Annotated in this window: 18 protein-coding genes; 9 read left to right on the top strand and 9 right to left on the bottom strand. The window is 73.8% G+C overall.

The genetic code is table 11. The features are described 5' to 3' along the window. Window positions 1–43 precede the first annotated feature (43 nt). Window positions 44–862, bottom strand: a complete 819-nt coding sequence (locus K7640_RS20105) for a response regulator transcription factor (RefSeq protein ID WP_222956397.1) — start codon at window positions 860–862, stop codon at window positions 44–46. Between the two features lie 251 nt (window positions 863–1,113). On the opposite strand from K7640_RS20105, the gene K7640_RS20100 reads away from it, so the two are divergent. After that, window positions 1,114–1,518 carry a WhiB family transcriptional regulator gene (locus K7640_RS20100; RefSeq protein ID WP_222956396.1) on the top strand — a complete coding sequence of 135 codons (405 nt, stop codon included), beginning with the start codon at window positions 1,114–1,116 and terminating at the stop codon, window positions 1,516–1,518. 176 nt (window positions 1,519–1,694) lie between these two features. Here the strand turns inward: K7640_RS20100 and K7640_RS20095 are convergent, their stop codons facing one another. Continuing rightward, window positions 1,695–2,363, bottom strand: a complete 669-nt coding sequence (locus K7640_RS20095) for a DUF998 domain-containing protein (RefSeq protein ID WP_222956395.1) — start codon at window positions 2,361–2,363, stop codon at window positions 1,695–1,697. 131 nt (window positions 2,364–2,494) lie between these two features. Between K7640_RS20095 and K7640_RS20090 the strand changes: the two genes are divergently transcribed. Both K7640_RS20090 and K7640_RS20085 read left to right on the top strand, forming a co-directional pair. Then, a complete protein-coding gene (locus K7640_RS20090) occupies window positions 2,495–3,784 on the top strand; it encodes a sensor histidine kinase (RefSeq protein ID WP_222956394.1) in 1,290 nt (429 codons plus the stop codon). Beyond that, entirely contained in the window at window positions 3,772–4,443 is a 672-nt protein-coding gene (locus tag K7640_RS20085; protein ID WP_222956393.1) for a response regulator transcription factor, read from the top strand. The genes K7640_RS20090 and K7640_RS20085 overlap by 13 nt, the downstream gene beginning before the upstream one ends. Here K7640_RS20085 and K7640_RS31020 read toward each other — a convergent pair. The 3 genes from K7640_RS31020 to groES form a co-directional block, all read right to left on the bottom strand. After that, complete coding sequence (locus K7640_RS31020) at window positions 4,430–6,214, bottom strand: molybdopterin-dependent oxidoreductase (RefSeq protein ID WP_222956392.1); 1,785 nt, start codon at window positions 6,212–6,214, stop codon at window positions 4,430–4,432. The two genes, K7640_RS20085 and K7640_RS31020, sit on opposite strands and share 14 nt — an antisense overlap. A gap of 126 nt (window positions 6,215–6,340) precedes the next feature. Then, on the bottom strand, window positions 6,341–7,987 hold the full coding sequence (gene groL, locus K7640_RS20075) for a chaperonin GroEL (RefSeq protein WP_222956391.1): 1,647 nt from the start codon (window positions 7,985–7,987) through the stop codon (window positions 6,341–6,343). Window positions 7,988–8,057: 70 nt separating this feature from the next. Beyond that, entirely contained in the window at window positions 8,058–8,372 is a 315-nt protein-coding gene (gene groES, locus K7640_RS20070) for a co-chaperone GroES (protein WP_018222648.1), read from the bottom strand. 267 nt (window positions 8,373–8,639) lie between these two features. Between groES and K7640_RS20065 the strand changes: the two genes are divergently transcribed. Beyond that, window positions 8,640–9,905, top strand: a complete 1,266-nt coding sequence (locus K7640_RS20065; protein WP_222956390.1) for a methyltransferase domain-containing protein — start codon at window positions 8,640–8,642, stop codon at window positions 9,903–9,905. Here K7640_RS20065 and K7640_RS20060 read toward each other — a convergent pair. The 3 genes from K7640_RS20060 to K7640_RS20050 are packed head-to-tail and all read right to left on the bottom strand — an operon-like array spanning window position 9,902 to window position 11,616. Continuing rightward, window positions 9,902–10,516 (bottom strand): TetR/AcrR family transcriptional regulator, encoded by a 615-nt coding sequence (locus K7640_RS20060; RefSeq protein ID WP_222956389.1) that lies wholly within the window; start codon window positions 10,514–10,516, stop codon window positions 9,902–9,904. The genes K7640_RS20065 and K7640_RS20060 overlap by 4 nt on opposite strands. Before the next feature lie 30 nt (window positions 10,517–10,546). Next, window positions 10,547–10,864 (bottom strand): quaternary ammonium compound efflux SMR transporter SugE, encoded by a 318-nt coding sequence (gene sugE, locus K7640_RS20055; protein WP_222956388.1) that lies wholly within the window; start codon window positions 10,862–10,864, stop codon window positions 10,547–10,549. An 11-nt stretch (window positions 10,865–10,875) separates the two neighbouring features. Continuing rightward, window positions 10,876–11,616 carry an SDR family NAD(P)-dependent oxidoreductase gene (locus K7640_RS20050; protein WP_222956387.1) on the bottom strand — a complete coding sequence of 247 codons (741 nt, stop codon included), beginning with the start codon at window positions 11,614–11,616 and terminating at the stop codon, window positions 10,876–10,878. A 112-nt stretch (window positions 11,617–11,728) separates the two neighbouring features. Between K7640_RS20050 and ybaK the strand changes: the two genes are divergently transcribed. From ybaK to K7640_RS20025, 5 genes are all read left to right on the top strand, one after another. Then, window positions 11,729–12,208, top strand: a complete 480-nt coding sequence (ybaK, locus tag K7640_RS20045) for a Cys-tRNA(Pro) deacylase (protein ID WP_222956386.1) — start codon at window positions 11,729–11,731, stop codon at window positions 12,206–12,208. A gap of 205 nt (window positions 12,209–12,413) precedes the next feature. Continuing rightward, window positions 12,414–13,517, top strand: coding sequence for a sugar ABC transporter substrate-binding protein (locus tag K7640_RS20040; RefSeq protein ID WP_222956385.1), 1,104 nt, complete (start codon window positions 12,414–12,416; stop codon window positions 13,515–13,517). Window positions 13,518–13,636: 119 nt separating this feature from the next. After that, complete coding sequence (locus tag K7640_RS20035) at window positions 13,637–14,455, top strand: ATP-binding cassette domain-containing protein (RefSeq protein WP_222956384.1); 819 nt, start codon at window positions 13,637–13,639, stop codon at window positions 14,453–14,455. Continuing rightward, a complete protein-coding gene (locus K7640_RS20030; RefSeq protein WP_222956383.1) occupies window positions 14,452–15,711 on the top strand; it encodes a sugar ABC transporter permease in 1,260 nt (419 codons plus the stop codon). Before K7640_RS20035 ends, K7640_RS20030 begins: the two co-directional genes overlap by 4 nt. 40 nt (window positions 15,712–15,751) lie before the next feature. After that, window positions 15,752–16,933, top strand: coding sequence for an ROK family protein (locus K7640_RS20025; RefSeq protein ID WP_222956382.1), 1,182 nt, complete (start codon window positions 15,752–15,754; stop codon window positions 16,931–16,933). An 85-nt stretch (window positions 16,934–17,018) separates the two neighbouring features. Here K7640_RS20025 and K7640_RS20020 read toward each other — a convergent pair whose 3' ends face one another. After that, window positions 17,019–18,263: an ROK family protein gene (locus K7640_RS20020; protein ID WP_374198106.1), complete on the bottom strand. Its 1,245-nt coding sequence runs from the start codon at window positions 18,261–18,263 to the stop codon at window positions 17,019–17,021. Window positions 18,264–18,352: the final 89 nt, after the last annotated feature.

Here is an 18,352-nt window from a genome sequence, read left to right as displayed (position 1 = left end):
ACCGGCGCTCAGGCCACCACGCCGACCCCGACCCGACCGGCGCTCAGGCGACCAGGCCGGCGCGGAAGCCGGCGGCCACCGCGTGCGCCCGGTCGCGGGCGCCGAGCTTGCGGAACAGCCGCCGGGCGTGGGTCTTGACGGTGTCCTCCGAGACGAACAGCTCCCGGCCGATCTCGGCGTTGCTCTTGCCCTCGGCCATGCCGAGCAGCACCTGAAGTTCCCGCTCGGTCAGCCCGACCGAGGAACGGTCGGCCGGGGCGGGGCGCGGGGTCGCGCCCGCGTCGCCGTTCGCCTCCTCGGCGGGGTCGACCTCGTCGTCCCCGCGCTGCACGGGCACCATCGCCGGGCTGTTCCCGGTCGCCTCGGCGGGGCCGCCGGACCAGGCCGGCCCGGGCTTGCCGGGGGTCCGGGCGGGCGTACCGGACCGGGCCGGCCCGCCCACCGCGGCGGCGTCCCGCGCCGGGTCGGTGACCCGGGGCCGGGCCGGCCGGCCGGGCGCGGAGAGCAGCAGCAGGAGCGCCTTGGCCACCGCGGTGGTCAGATCGTGGTCGGCCCCCTGGATCAGGCCGCGGGCGCCCGCGTTCATCGTGGCCGTCGCGGCCTCCGACTCCTCGGCCCCGAACAGCAGCACGGCGGCCTGCGGGGCGCGGGCCAGGACCCGGCGTACGAAGCCGGCGCTGTCCGGCCGGGTGAGCGCCGTGTCGGCGAGCACCACGTCGGTCGGACGCTCGGCCAGCCGCAGCATCACCTCGGGATCGGAGACGGCGGTACGGATCACCGCGGACAGCCCCAGCCGGGCCGCCGCGGAGGTCAGATGCTGGGCCGCGACCGGTGTCCGGACGCACACGAGAACCGTACGCACAGTAGCTCTCCTCTCCGCCACAGAGCAGAACACGAGGGCGTCGCTCCGGGAGGAGGTTCCGGGCAATCCTCCGAACTTTTCCGACAGATGGGGCATATGCCGCAGACTGTCCAACCTTTTGGATCACAGAAGTGTGAGGTGCGGATCGGCAGGGTACCGACCTGCCAGGCCGGAAACGGTGTGCCTGCGCGGTCCGCCGCCCGGGTCGGTTCACAAGATCTCCGCGGTGCCGCGCGGGAGGAGGGGTGCTGATGTCCAACGTACGCAGACTGCCCGGACCTATCGTCGACCTCTGGGACTGGCAGCGGCTCGGCGCCTGCCGGGGTCGCGACAGCGCCCAGTTCTTCCACCCGGACGGCGAGCGGGGTTCGTCGCGGCTGCGCCGCGAGTCGGGCGCCAAGTCGGTGTGCCGGGCCTGCCCGGTGCGCGCCGAGTGCGCCGCCCACGCCCTGGCCGTGCGCGAGCCGTACGGCGTGTGGGGCGGGTTCAGCGAGTCCGAGCGGCTGCGGCTGCTCGCGCTCGGCTGGGAGGACCTGGCCGACCGCCGGCAGACCCGGGTCGACGTGGCCCGGCTGGAGGCGCGGCTCGGCTCGCCGCACAAGTCCACCGTCCCGGACCAGCTCAAGACCGTCCCGGACCAGCGCAAGGTCGCCTGACCGATACCCAGCTTTCGCCACCGGCGCCGCTCCCGCTCAGGGGGCGGCGCCGGTGCCGTTGCCGGGGGTGTGCGCCCGTGCGGCGCGGCCCGCGGCCGTTCGCCAGGTGCGATGGCGCCGCGTCGCGGGGGCCACACCGCCGGGCCGGGGCGACCCAGCGCGGCGTGCGCCCGGGGTCATCGGGACCGGTCGGCGGAGCGCAGCAGCCGCGCCCCGACGATCGCGGCCCAACCGAGCAGCGGGAAGACCGCCACCCGCTCCATGCCACCCACGCCGAAGCCCAGGTCGACCTGGGCCAGGAACAGGGCGGTACCGACCAGCCCCAGCAGGCCGAAGGTGACGCTGGCCCAGCGGACCGCGGCGAGCGCGGCGCCGCCGCCTCCCGGGTCACCCTCCCCGGACCGGCGGACCAGGGCCGCCACCGGCATGGCCAGGTTTCCCGACCCGAAGATCAGCAGGGCGCCGAGCACGTGGGCGTTCTCGTGCGCGTCCGCCGGGAAGAGCCCGACCAGGAGGTAACCGCCGGCGGCGCCGAGGACCAGCCAGCGGGTGACCCGCACCGCCGTGCCTCGGCCCAGCGCCGACCAGGCGAGCAGCACCCCCAGCGCCAGCAGGATCCCGGTGGTCACCGCGGCGGAGTTCAGCAGCAGGTGCCAGGGTGAGCAGACCTCGCGCGGGCGGGTGGTGTCCCACCGGCCACAGGTCACGTTCCCGAGGTCACTGATGTTGTGCTGGGTCCAGTCGTACGGCGGGCGACGCCAGCCCAACCCGGTCACCAGGTTCGCGGCGAGGAACAGCGGGCCGGCGAGCAGCCAGCACAGCCCGCCCAGTCGATTGGTGGTCATGCCGCCAGTCCAACCGGCCCGCCGGCCCGGCGCACGGGGCCCGGACCGACGATCCGGGTAGGGCTGGACCCACCACCACGGTGGCCCCAGGCGGCTGGGCCGGCGCCGGCGTCCCGAATAGCGTCGGCGACATGAGTCCACCCCCACCCACCCATCTGGCCGCCGCCCTGCCGCGCCGCCGTTACCTGCTCGGCCGGTGGCCGTGGCGGGCGCTGGTCTACCTGCTGACGACGGTGCCGATCGCCGGGGTGCTCGCCGCCGGGCTGGCCCTCGCCGGAGCGCCCCTCCTCGCCGTCGTCAACCGGGTGCGGCGGGGCGAGGCGGTGCCCGTCGCGCTGGTGGCGGTCCTGACCGTCGCCGTCGTCTTCGTCCTGGCGACGGCGCCGCTGGTCGGCCTGGCCGTCGCGGCGGTCGAGCGGCGGCGGCTGCGGCTCGTGGACGACCGCCCGCTGCCACCGCCCGACCGGCGGGGCTGGGCGGCCCGGTTCAGCACCGGCGCGGCGTGGCGGGAGGTCGGCTACGCCTTCCTGCTGGGCGCCGTCGTGCCGCTGGCGTACTGGTTGGTCGCCCTGCTGGTGCTCGTCGACCTGCTGGTGGTCGCCGGCCCCTGGCTCGCCGACGGGAGCGACCCGATCGTCCTGCTCTGGGCGACCGTCGAGACACCCACCGAGGCCGTCCCCTTCGCCGTGCTCGCGGCGCTGCTGCTGCCCGTGCTCTGGTACGGCCTCGGCGGGCTCGCCGCCGGCCAGGCCGCGCTGGCCCGCCGGCTGCTCGGCCGGCCCGCCGACGCCACCGCGTTGCGCGAGGTCTCCCGCTCCCGGGCCCGCCTGGTCAACGCGTACGAGGCCGAACGCCGACGGATCGAGCGGGACCTGCACGACGCGGTCCAGCCCCGGCTTACCAACCTCACCCTGCACCTCGGGCTCGCCCGACTGGACGTACCCGCCGAATCGGCGGCGGCCCGACCCCTCGCCGTGGCACACGACCAGGCCAGGTCCCTGATGTCCCTGCTGCGGCAGGTGGTGCACGGCATCCGTCCGCAGGGTCTCACCGACCTCGGCCTGGCCGGCGCCGTACGGGAACTGGCCGAGGAGGCGAGCCTCCCGGTGACCGTACGCGCGGACCTCCCCCACCCCCTGCCCCACGTCGTCGAGACCACCGCCTACCTCGTCGTCGCGGAGTGCCTGGCGAACGTCGCCCGGCATGCTGGCGCGACCCGCGCGGACGTCCGGCTCACCTGCTCCGGCGGCGGTCTCGTGGTCGAGATCGCCGACGACGGCCACGGTGGCGCCGACCCGGCCCGGGGCAGCGGCCTGACCGGGCTCGCCGACCGGGCCGCCGCGATCGACGGCCGGCTGTTGCTGGCCAGTCCGCCCGGCGGCCCTACGCTGGTGCGGGTGGAGCTGCCGTGCCGCCCCTGACCCGGATCGTCCTCGCCGAGGACGAGGTCCTCCTGCGGGAGGGCCTCGCCGGGCTGCTGACCCGGTTCGACTTCGAGGTCGTCGCGGCCGTCGGCTCGGCGCCGGAACTGCTGGACGCCGTCCGGTCCCACGAGCCGGACCTGGTGGTCACCGACATCCGGATGCCGCCGGCCCGGCGCGACGACGGCCTGCGGGCGGCCCTCACCCTGCGGACCGAACGGCCGGACCTCGCGGTCGTGGTGCTCAGCCAACACGTCCGGACCGAGTGGGCCGCCGCGCTGCTCGACAGCGGGGACGGCCGGCGGGTCGGCTACCTGCTCAAGGACCGGGTGGCCGACGTCGCCGACTTCCTCACCACGCTCCGCTCGGTGGCCGGCGGCGGCACCGTCATCGATCCCGACGTGGTACGCCGGTTGCTGCGCCGCCCCCGCGACCCGCTCGCCGCGCTGTCCCCGCGCGAGCGCGAGGTGCTGGCCCTGGTCGCCGAGGGCCGGTCCAACCAGGCCATCGCCGCGCACCTGCACGTCACCGAGGCGGCCGTGGGCAAGCACGTCGGCAACATCCTGACCAAGCTCGGCCTGCTGCCCAGCGACGACACCAACCGCCGGGTGCTGGCCGTGCTCGCCTACCTCCGGGGCTCGCCGGTCAGCGGACGGTGACCGGCACGGTGTGCCAGCCGGTGGCGCCGTCGGGGGCGACCGGGCGGCGCTGGCCGGTCTGGGTGTCGCCGGCGGCGTCGGTGGCCCGGACCTGGAGGGTGTGGTCGCCGGGGGTGGCCGACCACCGCCAGGACCACTGCACCCAGGTGTCCACCGAGGCGGTCGGGGCGAGGGTCGCCTCCTGCCAGGGGCCGTCGTCGACGCGTACCTCGACCCGGCGGACGCCCCGGTGCTGGGCCCACGCCACCCCGGCGACGGTGACCGGGCCGGCGGTGACCCGGTTGCCCCGCCGGGGGGTGTCGATCCGCGACTGCGTCTTGATCGGCCCCTGCGCCGACCAGCCCCGCGGCACCCAGTACGCGTCGAAGTCCGCGAAGCTGGTCAGCTCCAGCTCGGTCACCCACTTGCACGCCGAGACGTACCCGTAGAGCCCCGGCACCACCATCCGCACCGGGAAGCCGTGCTCCACCGGCAGCGGCTCGCCGTTCATACCCACCGCGAGCAGCGCGTCCCGCCCGTCGCGCAGCACCGCGGTCGGGGTGCCGCAGGTCCAACCGTCGACCGACCGGCCCACCACCTGGTCGGCGCCCTCCTCCGGCTGCGCCTCGTCCAGCAGCTCCTTGATCGGTACGCCCAGCCAGCGCGCGTTGCCGATCAGGTCGCCGCCCACCTCGTTGGAGACGCAGGCCAGCGTGACGTACCGCTCGACCAGCGGGCGGGCGAGCAGGTCGGCGAAGCTCAGCTCGATCGGGTTGCGCACCCGGCCGTGGATCCGCAGCCGCCAGGTGTCCGGGTCCACCTGCGGCACCACCAGCGCGGTGTCGATCCGGTAGAACCCGCTGTTCGGCGTGCTCCAGGGAGCGAGCTGGGTCAGCGACAGGTCCGCGCCCGCCGGCACCGGGGGCGCGGGCGAGGCCGGGGCCGGCAGGGTCACCGCCCGCCGGGCCGAGGACACCCCGCGCAGCCCGGCCAGCCAGTGCCCGCCGAGGCCGACCGCCACGGCCGAGCCGGTCAGCCAACCCACCCCGGCCAGGAACCGCCGCCGCCCGTCCGGGTCGACCTCCACCCGGGCCGGCGCACGACCGGCGGACTCGGCCCCTGACGCACCCGGCGTGGCCGGCTGGGGCACGGCCGGTTCGGGCTGCCCGGCCGGCGCGGCTCGCTCGGGTGGCTCGGCTGGCGCGGGTGGCGCGGCTGGCGCGGGTGGCGCGGCCGGCTCGGGTGGCGCGGCCGGCGCGGATGGCCCGGATGGCGCGATCGGCGCGGCTCGCCCGGTCGGCGCGGCGGATGGGACGGTCGATGCGGGCGGCTCGGGGGGCGTCCACGGCCAGAGGTCCGGTCGCAGCGGGCCGGCCAGCAGCAGCCAGAGCGTGCCGGCGCCGAGGCCCGCCCCGATCAGGGACGGCAGGGCGTCGAACGGGTCGGCGCCGGGCCGGGTCAGCGCGGCGGCCACCCCGAGGGCGGCGAAGGCCGCGATGCCGGCCAGCCCGATCCACAGCCGTCGGGCGGCCAGCACCCCCAGCAGCGCGGCGAACGCGGCCAGCAGCAGCACCGTGCCGGCCAGCAGCGCGATCTTGTCGTACCGGCCGAAGAGACCGATGGCGAACTGCTTGAGCGGCTCGGGGACGACGTCGACGACCAGCCCGCCGACCGCGATCAGCGGCGCGGACCGGGGGCCGGTGAGGACCGCCACCGGCTCGGCGGCGCCGATCGCCACCGCCGCGGCGGCGACCCCGGCCAGCGCGGCGTCCCGGCGCGGAAGAGGACTCATGGCGTCCAGTGTCGTCGCCCCGGTGCCCGGTCCGCCAACCACGTCAGCGTTCCGTAATCCGGCCCCGGAGATGCGGCAGGGCGCACCGCCTCATGGCGGTGCGCCCTGACCGGCGTACGGCTCGGGTCAGAAGCCCGGGCCGTGCTGGTGGCTGTGCCCGTGGCCGTGGCCGTGCCCACCGGCGGCGGCCGGCTCCGGCTCGGCGGGCTTCTCGACCACCAGGCTCTCGGTGGTGAGCAGCAGACCGGCGATCGACGCGGCGTTGGTGACCGCGTTGCGGGTCACCTTCACCGGGTCGATGATGCCGGACTTGACCAGGTCGACGTACTGGCCGGCGGCGGCGTCGAGGCCGTTGCCCCACTCCTGGCCGGCGACCTTCTGCACCACGACGTAGCCGTCGTGGCCGGCGTTCTGCGCGATCCAGCGCAGCGGCTCGACCAGCGCCTTGCGCACGATCGAGACGCCGACCTTCTCGTCACCGGTGAAGCCGAGGTCGTCGTCGAGCACCGGCAGGATCTGGGCCAGGGCGGCGCCGCCGCCCGGGACCGTACCCTCCTCGACCGCGGCCTTGGTCGCGGCGATGGCGTCCTCGATGCGGTGCTTGCGCTCCTTCATCTCGACCTCGGTGGCCGCGCCCGCCTGGATGACCGCGACGCCACCGGAGAGCTTCGCCAGCCGCTCGGCCAGCTTCTCCCGGTCCCACTCCGAGTCCGAGGCCTCGATCTCCTTGCGGATCTGCGCGACCCGGTCGGCGACCTCGGCGGACTGCCCGCCACCGTCGACGATTGTGGTGTTCTCCTTGTCGACCACGACCCGCCGGGCGGTGCCGAGCACCTCCAGGCCGACCTGGTCGAGCTTGTAGCCCAGCTCCGGCGCGACCAGCTCGGCGCCGGTCTGGATCGCCATGTCCTGGAGCATCGCCTTGCGCCGGTCGCCGAAGCCCGGGGCCTTGACCGCGCAGACCTTGATGGTCTTGCGCAGCGCGTTGACCACCAGGGTGGACAGCGCCTGGCCCTCGACGTCCTCGGCGATGATCAGCAGCGGCTTGCTGTTCTGGAGGACCTTCTCCAGCAGCGGCAGCAGCTCCTCGATCGCCGAGATCTTCTGCGTGGTGATCAGGATGTACGGGTCCTCCAGGACCGACTCCTGCGACTCCAGGTCGGTGACGAAGTTCGGCGAGATGAAGCCCTTGTCGAACTGGAGACCTTCGGTCACCACCAGCTCGGTGCTGAGCGCGGAGCCCTCCTCGACGGTGATCACACCGTCGCGGCCGACCCGCTCCATCGCCTCGGCGATCAGCTCGCCGATGGTGGCGTCCTGCGCGGAGATCGTCGCGACGTGCGCGATCGACTCCTTGCCGGAGACGTCCACGGCCTTGCCGAGCAGCGCCTCGGAGACCTTGGTGGCCGCCGCGTCGATGCCCCGCTTCAGGCCGGTCGGGTTCGCGCCGGCGGCCACGTTGCGCAGGCCCTCCCGGACCATGGCCTGGGCCAGCACGGTGGCGGTGGTGGTCCCGTCGCCGGCGACGTCGTTGGTCTTGGTCGCCACCTCCTTGACCAGCTGCGCGCCGAGGTTCTCGTACGGGTTGGTGAGCTCGATCTCCTTGGCGATCGTCACGCCGTCGTTGGTGATCGTGGGCACACCGAACTTCTTGTCCAGGACGACGTTGCGCCCGCGCGGGCCGAGAGTGACCTTGACCGCGTCCGCGAGGGCGTTGACACCGTGCTCCAGCAGGTGTCGGGCGTCGTCCGAGAAGCTCAGGATCTTCGCCATCAGTATCCCTTCGAAGCGACGTTGCCCCGGCCCGGCGAGCCGGACCGGGGCAGCGTCACTGATCGGTTGCTTACTTCTCGATGACCGCGAGGACGTCGCGGGCGGAGAGCACCAGGTACTCCTCGCCGGCGTACTTGACCTCGGTGCCGCCGTACTTCGAGTAGAGGACGGTGTCGCCGACCTTGACGTCGATCGGCACGCGGTTGCCCTTGTCGTCGATCCGGCCCGGGCCGACAGCGAGGACGGTGCCCTCCTGCGGCTTCTCCTTGGCGGTGTCGGGGATCACGATGCCCGAGGCGGTGGTGGTCTCGGCCTCGTTCGCCTGGACCACGATGCGGTCCTCGAGCGGCTTGATCGCAACCTTGGTCGCGGTAGTCACGGGCATACCCTCCTGGGGTACTTGGTTTCGTTGCTGGTCGGCACGCCGACCAGCGTCAATCTGCCACATGCCACCGGGCGGGGCCGTCGTCGCGGGTGCCGGTCCGCCTGGCGTTCAACCCCCGGGCGCGAGGCCCGGACGTTGGCACCCTCAGGGTGAGAGTGCTAATCGCAGGTTATTCCTCGGCTAGCACTCCGTCAAGGAGAGTGCCAACGCCGGGCCGTCGTGTCGCCCCCGTCACCCCGCCCGCGTACCGGGCCGGAGAATGGCCGGGTGGATCTGGACCAGCTCGCCGCCCTGCGTACCCCCGAGGGGTCGGCCGCGCTCGCCGCGGCGACCGAGGTGGCCGGCGGCGACCCGCTGGCCGCGGCGGCCGCGCTCCGCTCCACCGGCGTGCCGCCCGGGTTGGCCGCCGCCGCGCTGACCCAGGCCGAGCTGCGCCGCCGCGCGGTCGGCAAGTTCGGACCCGAGGCGGACGGCATGTTCCTCACCCGCCCGGGGCTGGAGCAGGCCACCCGCCGGGTGGTCGCCGACCGGCGGGCCGCCCGGCTGCGGGCCGCCGGGGTACGCACCCTGGCCGACCTGGGCTGTGGCCTGGGCGCGGACGCGCTCGCCGCCGCCCGCGCCGGCATCCGGGTGTACGGGGTGGAGGCCGACCCGCTCACCGCCGCGATGGCCGCCGCCAACGCCGAAGCCGCCGGGCTGGCCGAGCTGTTCACGGTCGAGTGCGGCGACGCCACCTCCTTCGACGTGTCCCGGGTGGACGGGGTGTTCTGCGACCCGGCGCGGCGCAGGGCGGGCACCGGCCGGCGGATCTTCGACCCGAACTCCTACTCCCCGCCGTGGGACTTCGTCACCGGGCTGGCTGAGCGGGTGCCACGGACCGTGGTGAAGGTGGCTCCCGGGCTCGACCACGCGCTGATCCCGGCCGGCGCCGAGGCCGAGTGGGTAAGCGTGGACGGCGACCTGGTCGAGGCGGCCCTCTGGTGCGGCGCGCTCGCCGAGGTCCCCCGCCGCGCCACCCTGCTGCGGTGCAAGGAGGGGCCCCCTGTTAACGCATTCGGTAGAGGCGGGGCCCCCTGTTATCACCCCGGCGCCGAGCAGCTGACCGGGCCGGGCACCGCCGAGGCGCCGGTCGGCCCCGTCCGCCGCTTCCTGTACGACCCGGACCCGGCGGTGGTCCGCGCGCACCTGGTCGCCGAGTTGGCCGCCGACCTGGACGCCACGCTCGCCGACCCGAGCATCGCCTACCTGTACGCGGACACCGCCACCCCGACCCCGTACGGCCGCTGCCTGGAGGTGATCGACGTGCTGCCGTTCTCGCTGAAGCGGCTGCGCGCCCTGCTCCGCGAGCGGGGGGTCGGCCGGGTGGAGATCCTCAAGCGCGGCTCGGCGCTGGAGCCGGACCAGCTCCGGCGGGACCTGCGACTGGCCGGTGCTCTGGCGGCGTCCCTGGTGCTCACCCGGGTGGCCGGCGCGCCCACCGCGCTGGTCTGCCGGCCGGTGACCGGCAGCCACGGTCGGTGGATCGAGCCCTAGCCGCGCGCCGTGGCCAGCACCTGGTCCCAGGAGGCGAGCGCCGCCTCGGCGATGGCCCGCAACGTCCGGTCCGAGGCGCCGTCGCGGGCGCGTACGGCCATGCCGAGCGCCACCGCGTGGAAGAACTCGGCCACGGCCGCGGTGTCGGTGCCGGCGGGTACGTCGCCGTCCTCGACACCGCGATCGAGTCGGCGCGCGAGGTCGGCGACGTCGGCCTGCCGGCAGTCCGCGAGGAAGCGACGGACGGGTTCGTTCTCCGCGCTGATGGTGGTGGCGGCCAGCGCCACCAGGCAGCCGGTGGGCCGGGCCGGGTCGACGTAGGCCCGCGCGTGGTGGCGCAACAGCGCCGCGACGCCTGCTCGGGCGGTGGGCGAGTCGTGCAGCGCCTGCTGCGGGACGCGCCCCTCCACCTCGTTGTACCGCGACACCGCTTCCCGGAACAGCTTCTCCTTGCTGCCGAAGGCCGCGTAGAGGCTGGGCGAGGCGATGCCCATCGCGGTGGTGAGGTCGGTCATGCTCGCGCCCTCGTACCCGCGCTGCCAGAAGACCTCCATGGCCCGGTGCAGCGCGACGGTCCGGTCGAAGGCACGAGGCCGACCCCGCCTACCCACCGACACCGCTTCCCGCCATCCCTGTCCCGGCTAGCCCCCGGACGTCTTCAGGCCGATGATGCCGATGCCGACGAGCGCGATGAAGACCAGTCGCTGTGGGGTGGCACTTTCGCCGAAGGCGACGATACCGGCCAGCGCCACGCCGACGGCGCCGATGCCGACCCACACGGCGTACGCCGTGCCGACGGGCAGGCTCCTGAGGGCCAGCGACAGCAACACGAAGCTGAGCAGCGCCGTCGAGCCCGCGAGCAGGCTCGGCCACAGTCGGGTGAAGCCGTCGGTGTGCTTGAGCGCCAATGCCCACACGATCTCCAGCAGGCCGGCGACGAGCAGCAACATCCAGGCCATGACTACCTCCTTCAGGCCGCGAATCCGCCGTCGACGGCGATCGAGGCGCCGGTGATGTACCGCCCGCCCGGGCCGGCGAGGTGCGCGACGGTCGCGGCGATCTCGTCGGGTGCGGCGTAGCGGCCGAGTGCGATGTAGCCCCGCTCGGCATCCGCGCCGTCGCCGTCGGCCGGGTTCATCTCGGTGTCGGTGGAGCCGGGGTGCACAACCGTGACGGTGATCCCGCGCGGGCCCAGGTCGCGCGCCAGTGCGCGGGTGAGCCCGACCAGGGCGCTCTTGCTCATCGCGTACAGGCTGAGGCCCGGGTAGGGGACCCGGTCGACGAAGCAGCTACCGATGTTGACGATGCGCCCGCCGTGCGCCATGTGCCGGAGCGCGGCCTGCGCCGCTACGTACACCCCGCGCACGTGGACGGCGAGGGCCCGGTCCACGTCCTCGACGGACGTCTCCTCGATCGGCCCGTACGGGAAGACACCCGCGTTGTTCACCAGGATGTCGAGGCGGCCGTACTCGGCGGCCACCCGGTCCACGGCGGCGGTGAGGGCCGCCGGGTCGCCGCTGTCGGCCGGCACCGCGACGGCGCGCCGCCCGAGCGCGGTGATCTGCCGGACGACCTGCCGCGCCCGGTCCTCGGCCCGCAGGTACGTCAGCGCGACGTCCGCGCCGTCCTGGGCGAGACGCACCGCCACGGCGGCGCCGATGCCCCGGCTTCCTCCGGTGACCAGCACGGCCTTGCCGGCGAGTGGGTCCACGTCGATCCCCCAATTCTGTGTCGATCGCTACATTATTAGAGGACTGTACGACACGGCCGCCCGCCCGGGAAACCCGGTGAGCGTCGGCGGGAGCCGCGCTAGCTTGTCGGGCATGGCGGGACAGGGCACTCCGGCGACGGCACTGCTGACCAAGCGCGGGGTCAGGCACAGCACCCATCCGTACCGGGTCTCGCCGGACGCGCCGAACTACGGCGCGCTGGTCGCGGCGGCCCTCGGGGTGCCCCCGGAGCAGGTGTTCAAGTCGCTGGTCGCCGAGGTCGACGGCGCGCTCACCGTGGCGGTCGTGCCGGTCACCGGGGAACTGGACCTCAAGGCGCTCGCCGCCGCCGTCGGCGGCAAGCGGGCCGCGATGGCGGAGCGGGCGGTGGCCGAGCGGGCCACCGGTTACGTGCGCGGCGGGATCAGCCCGCTGGGCCAGCGCAAGCGGCTGCCCACGGTGGTCGACGCGTCGGCCCTCGACCAGCCGAGCGTCTACGTCTCGGCCGGTCGCCGCGGCCTGCAACTGCAGCTCGCGCCGGCGGACCTGCTCGCATTGACCGACGCCGTCACCGCGCGGATCGCCACCGCCTGAGCCACCCCGCGTGGGCGAGCGCTCCGGCGCCGGGCGGGAGCGCTTCCACCCGGGGTGACGGCGGGGCGACAATCGCGTTGCTGAATTGTTACCGCCGCCAACAAACTTCCATCCACATCGCTCTTGCGCGCATGGTGTGGCCGGAAATACGTTGCCGGGCACAACAAATAACCGCTATCCCCCACCCCCGAAAGGACCCGTGCAGATGCGCAAGGGCTTCCTCACCTTCGCCGCCGTGGGCCTGCTGGCCACCGGCAGCATGGCCGCCTGCGGCGACGACTCCGGCGGCAACGAACCGGCCGGCGGCGGCAACGACAAGAAGCCGAAGATCGGCGTGATCCTCCCGGACAGCCAGTCCTCCGCCCGCTGGGAGAACGCGGACCGCAAGTTCCTGAAGGCGGCCTTCGACGCCGCCGGCGTGGAGTCCGACATCCAGAACGCGGAGAACGACAAGAACGCCTTCCAGACCATCGCCGACCAGATGATCACCGGCGGCGTGACCGCGCTGATGATCGTCAACCTGGACTCCGGCACCGGCAAGGCCGTGCTGGACCGGGCCAAGTCGCAGGGTGTGGCCACCATCGACTACGACCGGCTGACCCTGGGCGGCTCGGCCCAGTACTACGTCAGCTTCGACAACGAGGCGGTCGGCAGGCTCCAGGGCGAGGGCCTGAGCAAGTGCCTGACCGACAAGGGGGTCAAGAACCCGGCGATCGCCTACCTCAACGGCGCACCGACCGACAACAACGCGACCCTGTTCAAGAACGGGTACGACTCGGTGCTCAAGCCGAAGTTCGACTCGAAGGAATACACCCAGGTCGCGGACGACTCCGTGCCGAAGTGGGACGGCGGCCAGGCGACCACGATCTTCGAGCAGCAGCTCACCAAGGCCCGCGGCAAGATCGACGGGGTGCTCGCCGCGAACGACACGCTCGGCAACTCCGCCATCTCGGTGCTGAAGAAGAACAAGCTCAACGGCAAGGTCCCGGTGACCGGTCAGGACGCCACCGTGCAGGGCCTGCAGCACATCCTCGCCGGCGACCAGTGCATGACCGTCTACAAGGCGGTCAAGAAGGAAGCCGACGCCGCCGCCGAGCTGGCCATCGCCGTCGCCAAGGGCGAGAAGAAGGACACCGGCCAGACGGTGAAGGACCCGGAGGGCAACCGCGACGTCCCGGCCGTGCTCCTGGAGCCGAAGGCCATCTACAAGGACAACGTCAAGGACGTCATCGACGACGGCTACGTCACCAAGGAAGAGCTGTGCACCGAGGCGTATGCGAAGCTCTGCGCCGACGCCGGCATCAGCTGACCCTCGCCGAACCTCGTACCGCTGGTGAGGTGGCGTCGCCCGGCACGGATCACCCCGTGCCGGGCGACGCCCGCGCCGGACGGGACCCGAGATCTTCCCTCCGCCCGAAGGAGACCCCCGTGTCCGCAACCCCCCTGCTGGAACTGCGCGGGATCGACAAGAGCTTCGGTCCCGTCCAGGTCCTGCGTGACGTCGCCCTCTCCGCGCACGCCGGCGAGGTGACCGCGCTGGTCGGCGACAACGGCGCCGGCAAGTCGACCCTGGTCAAGTGCATCAGCGGCATCTATCCCACCGACGCCGGCGAGTTCCTCTTCGACGGCCGCCCGGTCAGCATCAACAGCCCCCGGGACGCCGCCGCCCTGGGCATCGAGGTCGTCTACCAGGACCTCGCGCTCTGCGACAACCTCGACATCGTGCAGAACATGTTCCTCGGCCGGGAGAAGCGCAGCGGCATCGTGCTCGACGAGCCGACCATGGAGCAGATGGCCGCCGAGACGTTGGCCGGGCTGAGCATCCGTACGGTCAAGTCGCTGCGCCAGCACGTGGCCAGCCTCTCCGGCGGCCAGCGCCAGACGGTGGCCATCGCCAAGGCGGTGCTCTGGAACAGCAAGCTGGTCATCCTGGACGAGCCGACCGCCGCCCTCGGCGTCGCGCAGACCGCCCAGGTGCTCGAACTGGTCCGCCGGCTGGCCGACAACGGTCTCGCGGTGGTGCTGATCTCGCACAACATGAACGACGTCTTCGCCGTCTCCGACCGGATCGCGGCGCTCTACCTCGGCCAGATGGTGGCCCAGGTGAAGACCGCCGACATCAACCACTCGCAGGTGGTCGAGCTGATCACCGCCGGCCGCTCGGGCAACCTCGGCCTCCCCGCCGAACCGGGTGGCAACGGCACCGGCGCCGCGCCCGCCGACACAATCCCAGGAGCCGTCCGATGACCACCACACTCGTCAAGAAGGACGGCCCGGCCGCGGTCGCGCCGCAGCCGACGGTCGGCAGCCACGTCCGCACCTACCTCAGCCGGGTACGCGGCGGCGACATCGGCGCGCTGCCGGCGGTGCTCGGGCTCGTCGTGCTCTGCGCGTTCTTCGCGATCCAGCAGCCGACGTTCCTCACCGCCGGCAACTTCGCCAACCTCTTCACCCAGGGCGCGGCGGTGGCCCTGATCGCGATGGGCCTGGTCTTCGTCCTGCTGCTCGGCGAGATCGACCTCTCCGCCGGTTTCGCCAGCGGCGTCTGCGCGGCCATCCTGGCCAACGTCGCCACCGTGCGCGGCTACCCCTGGTACGTGGCGGTGCTCGCCGCCATCGCCACCGGTGTCGCGATCGGCGCCCTGCTCGGCGTGCTGGTCGCGAAGATCGGCATCCCGTCCTTCGTCGTCACGCTCGCCGGCTTCCTCGCATTCCAGGGCATCGTGCTGATGCTGATGGACGAGGGCGCGAACATCTCGATCCGCGACGACACCCTGGTGGCCATCGCCAACCGCAACCTGTCACCGGCGATCGGCTGGGCGCTCGCCGCCGTCGCCGTCGCCGGCTACGCGGCCGTGCAACTGCTCCGGCACCGCAAGCGTTCCGCCCGCGGGCTGCTCACCGACCCCTTCGCCGTGGTGCTGGCCCGGATCGGCGGGCTGGCGCTCATCCTCGGGCTGGCCGTCTACATCCTCAACCTGGAGCGCAGCCGCAACGTGCTGATCTCGTCACTCAAGGGCGTGCCGATCGTGGTGCCGATCATCGCGGTGCTGCTGGTCTTCTGGACCTTCGTGCTGCAGCGGACCAGCTACGGCCGGCACGTCTACGCCGTCGGCGGCAACACCGAGGCGGCCCGCCGGGCCGGCATCAACGTCGACCGGATCCGCATCTCGGTCTTCGTGATCTGCTCCGGCATGGCCGCCATCGGCGGCATCGTGGCCGCTAGCCGGGCCAACTCGGTGGATCCGAACACCGGTGGCAGTAACGTACTGCTCTACGCCGTCGGCGCGGCGGTCATCGGTGGCACCAGCCTCTTCGGCGGCAAGGGCCGCGTCCTGGACGCGGTGCTCGGTGGCGCCGTGGTGGCCGTGATCGACAATGGCATGGGTCTGATGGGTTACAGCTCGGGTCGCAAGTTCGTCGTCACCGGTGTGGTGCTGCTGCTCGCCGCGAGCGTCGACGCGATCTCGCGACGGCGGGCCGCCGCGACCGGCACCCGTTGACCGGCGAACGCCGTCCACGGAACACGGAGTACCAGTAGCGATGCGCGCAGGACCGAGCCAGGAGGAGATCCGTCGGCAGAACCTGGGCGCCCTGCTGCGGTACGTCCACGTGCACGGGGCCACCACGCGGGCGGAACTCACCACCGCGCTCGGCCTCAACCGCAGCACCATCGGCGCGCTGACCGCCGACCTGGCCGGCGCCGGTCTGGTCAGCGAGGGGACGCCGAGGGAGACCGGCCGGGCCGGGCGCCCGTCGCTGGTCGTCCGGCCCGCGTCGGAGCGGGTCTACGCGTACGCGTACTCGATCGAGGTGGACCGGCTGCGGGCCGCGCGGGTCGGTCTCGGCGGTGAGGTGCTCGACCGCCGGGACCTGGACCGGCCGCGTGGCCTGGACGCGGCGGAGACCGCACCGCTGCTGGCCGCGGCGCTCAAGGAGATGCACCAGTACGCTCCGCCGGACGCGCTCTGCATCGGCGCCGGGGTGGCGGTCTGCGGCATGGTCCGCAAGGCCGACGGCCTGGTCCGGCTCGGCCCGACCACCGGCTGGGTGGACGAGCCGCTGGGCACCGCGCTCGCCGACGAGCTGGGCCTGGCCGTATCGGTCACGGTGGGCAACGTGGCCGACGTGGCGGCCTTCGCCGAGCACGCCCGGGGCGTCGCGGCCGGCTGCGACAACGTCATCTATCTCTACGGCGACGTGGGCGTCGGGGCCGGCATCATCGCCGGCGGCCGGCGGCTGACCGGCCACGGCGGGTACAGCGGCGAGGTCGGCCACATGGTGGTGGTCCGCGCCGGTGCGCCCTGCGACTGCGGCCGCCGGGGCTGCTGGGAGACCGAGATCGGCGAGCACGGGCTGCTCCGCGCCGCCGGGCGTTCCGAGGCCCGGGGGCGGGACGCGCTGCTCGCCGTCTTCGACGCCGCCGACCGGGGCGACGCCCGCGCCACCACCGCCGTCCGCCAGGCCGGCGACTGGCTCGGCTTCGGCGTGGCGAACCTGGTAAACATCTTCAACCCGGAGATGGTCATCTTCGGTGGCACCATGCGCGACCTCTACCTCGCCGCGGCGGCCCAGGTCCGCAGCCGGCTGCACGCCAACGCCCTGCCCGCCTGCCTGGAGCACGTCCGGCTGCGCACCCCGAAGCTGGGCGAGGACGCTCCGCTGATCGGCGCGGCCGAGCTGGCCTTCGACCGGCTGCTGGCCGACCCGCTCGACGCCGGCTGACCGCACGTCACCCGCCGGTCCGTGAGATGAAAGGAGGGGGCCCTTATTAACAGACGTCTGTTAATAAGGGCCCCCTCCTTTCACTTCAGGCATCCCGCCAACCGGCGGGCCGGGAGCCCAACGGGTCGGCCAGCAGCCGCTCGAAGGCGAGTTCGGCCGCGCCGATCAGCGGGGCGTCCCGGTCCAGCGCCGCCGCCCGCAACCGGACGTGCTCGCGTACCCCGGGCCGGGCCATCTCGCCGAGCCGGCGGCGGACCGCGTCCGCGCCGAGGATGTAGACGGCGCGCAGCGACCCGCCGAACACGACGACATCCGGGTCGACGACGTTCACCAGGTTCGCCACGCCGAAGCCGAGCCACTCGGCGACCCGGTCGACCGCGGCCCGGGCCACCGGCTCGTCGTCGGCCGCCGCGGCCAGGATCTCGCGTACCGCGTCCCGCCGGTCGGCCGTCCGGCCGGCGTGCCGCAGCAGCGCCGCCTCGCCGACCTCGGTCTCCCAGCAGCCGCGCGAGCCGCACCCGCACGGCAGGCCGTCCGGCCGGACCACCATGTGGCCGACCTTGCCGCTGTGCCCGCGATGGCCGACGACCAACCGGCCGTCGACGATGAGGCCGGCGCTGACCCCGACGTCGCCGTGCAGGTAGACGAGGTGGCTGCTGTCCGTGGCCACGCCCCGGACGTGTTCGGCGACGGCGGCGATGTCGGCCAGGTCCCCGGTGACGAAGTCCTGGCAGACGGCGAACTCGGCGGCGAGGGCCGCGCCGAGCCGGTCGTCGGCGCCGCCGGGCCGGACCGTGCCGTCGGCGTCGCGGACGGCGTCGGTGACCGCGACCGCGCCGCCCACGCACCGCCCGCCGGCGGTGATCCGCCGCTCCATGTCGCGGACCAGTCCGGCCAGCGGGCGTACGGCCTCGACGGCCGGGGTGGCCTGCGGGCGGCTCGCCTCGCGCAGGTCCAGGATGCGGCCGCCGAGGCCGATCCGGGCCGCCCGGAGGCGGTCGGTCTCGATGCTCAGCGCGTACGCGTACACCCGCTCGGAACGGGGGCGGACCACCAGCGAGGGGCGGCCGGCGCGGCGGGCACCGGTCGGCACCTCCTCGGTGACCAGGCCGATGGCGGCGAGGTCGGCGGCGAGCGCGCCGATGGTGCTGCGGTTGAGCCCGAGCCGGCTGGTCAGCTCGGCGCGGGAGGTCGGGCCGTGCAGGTGGACGTGGCGCAGCACGGCGCCGAGGTTCTGCCGGCGGATCTCCTCCTGGCTGTTACCCGCCGACGGGAGCAGCCGCTCCGAGGCGCGGCGGGGACGGGGAAGCCCAGGGTGTTCGGGATCCACCGGCGTCGGCCTCCTTACGGGTCGTTCGTCGAACCGGACACCGTGACGACGAAGGGTCCCGGAGTGACACCCCCCGGGACCCTTCGCGT

The sequence above is a fragment of the Micromonospora sp. PLK6-60 genome (assembly GCF_019890675.1).
Classification (GTDB): domain Bacteria; phylum Actinomycetota; class Actinomycetes; order Mycobacteriales; family Micromonosporaceae; genus Micromonospora.
Note: the sequence above shows the minus strand (reverse complement) of the source record. Positions and strands in the feature narration are given on the sequence as shown.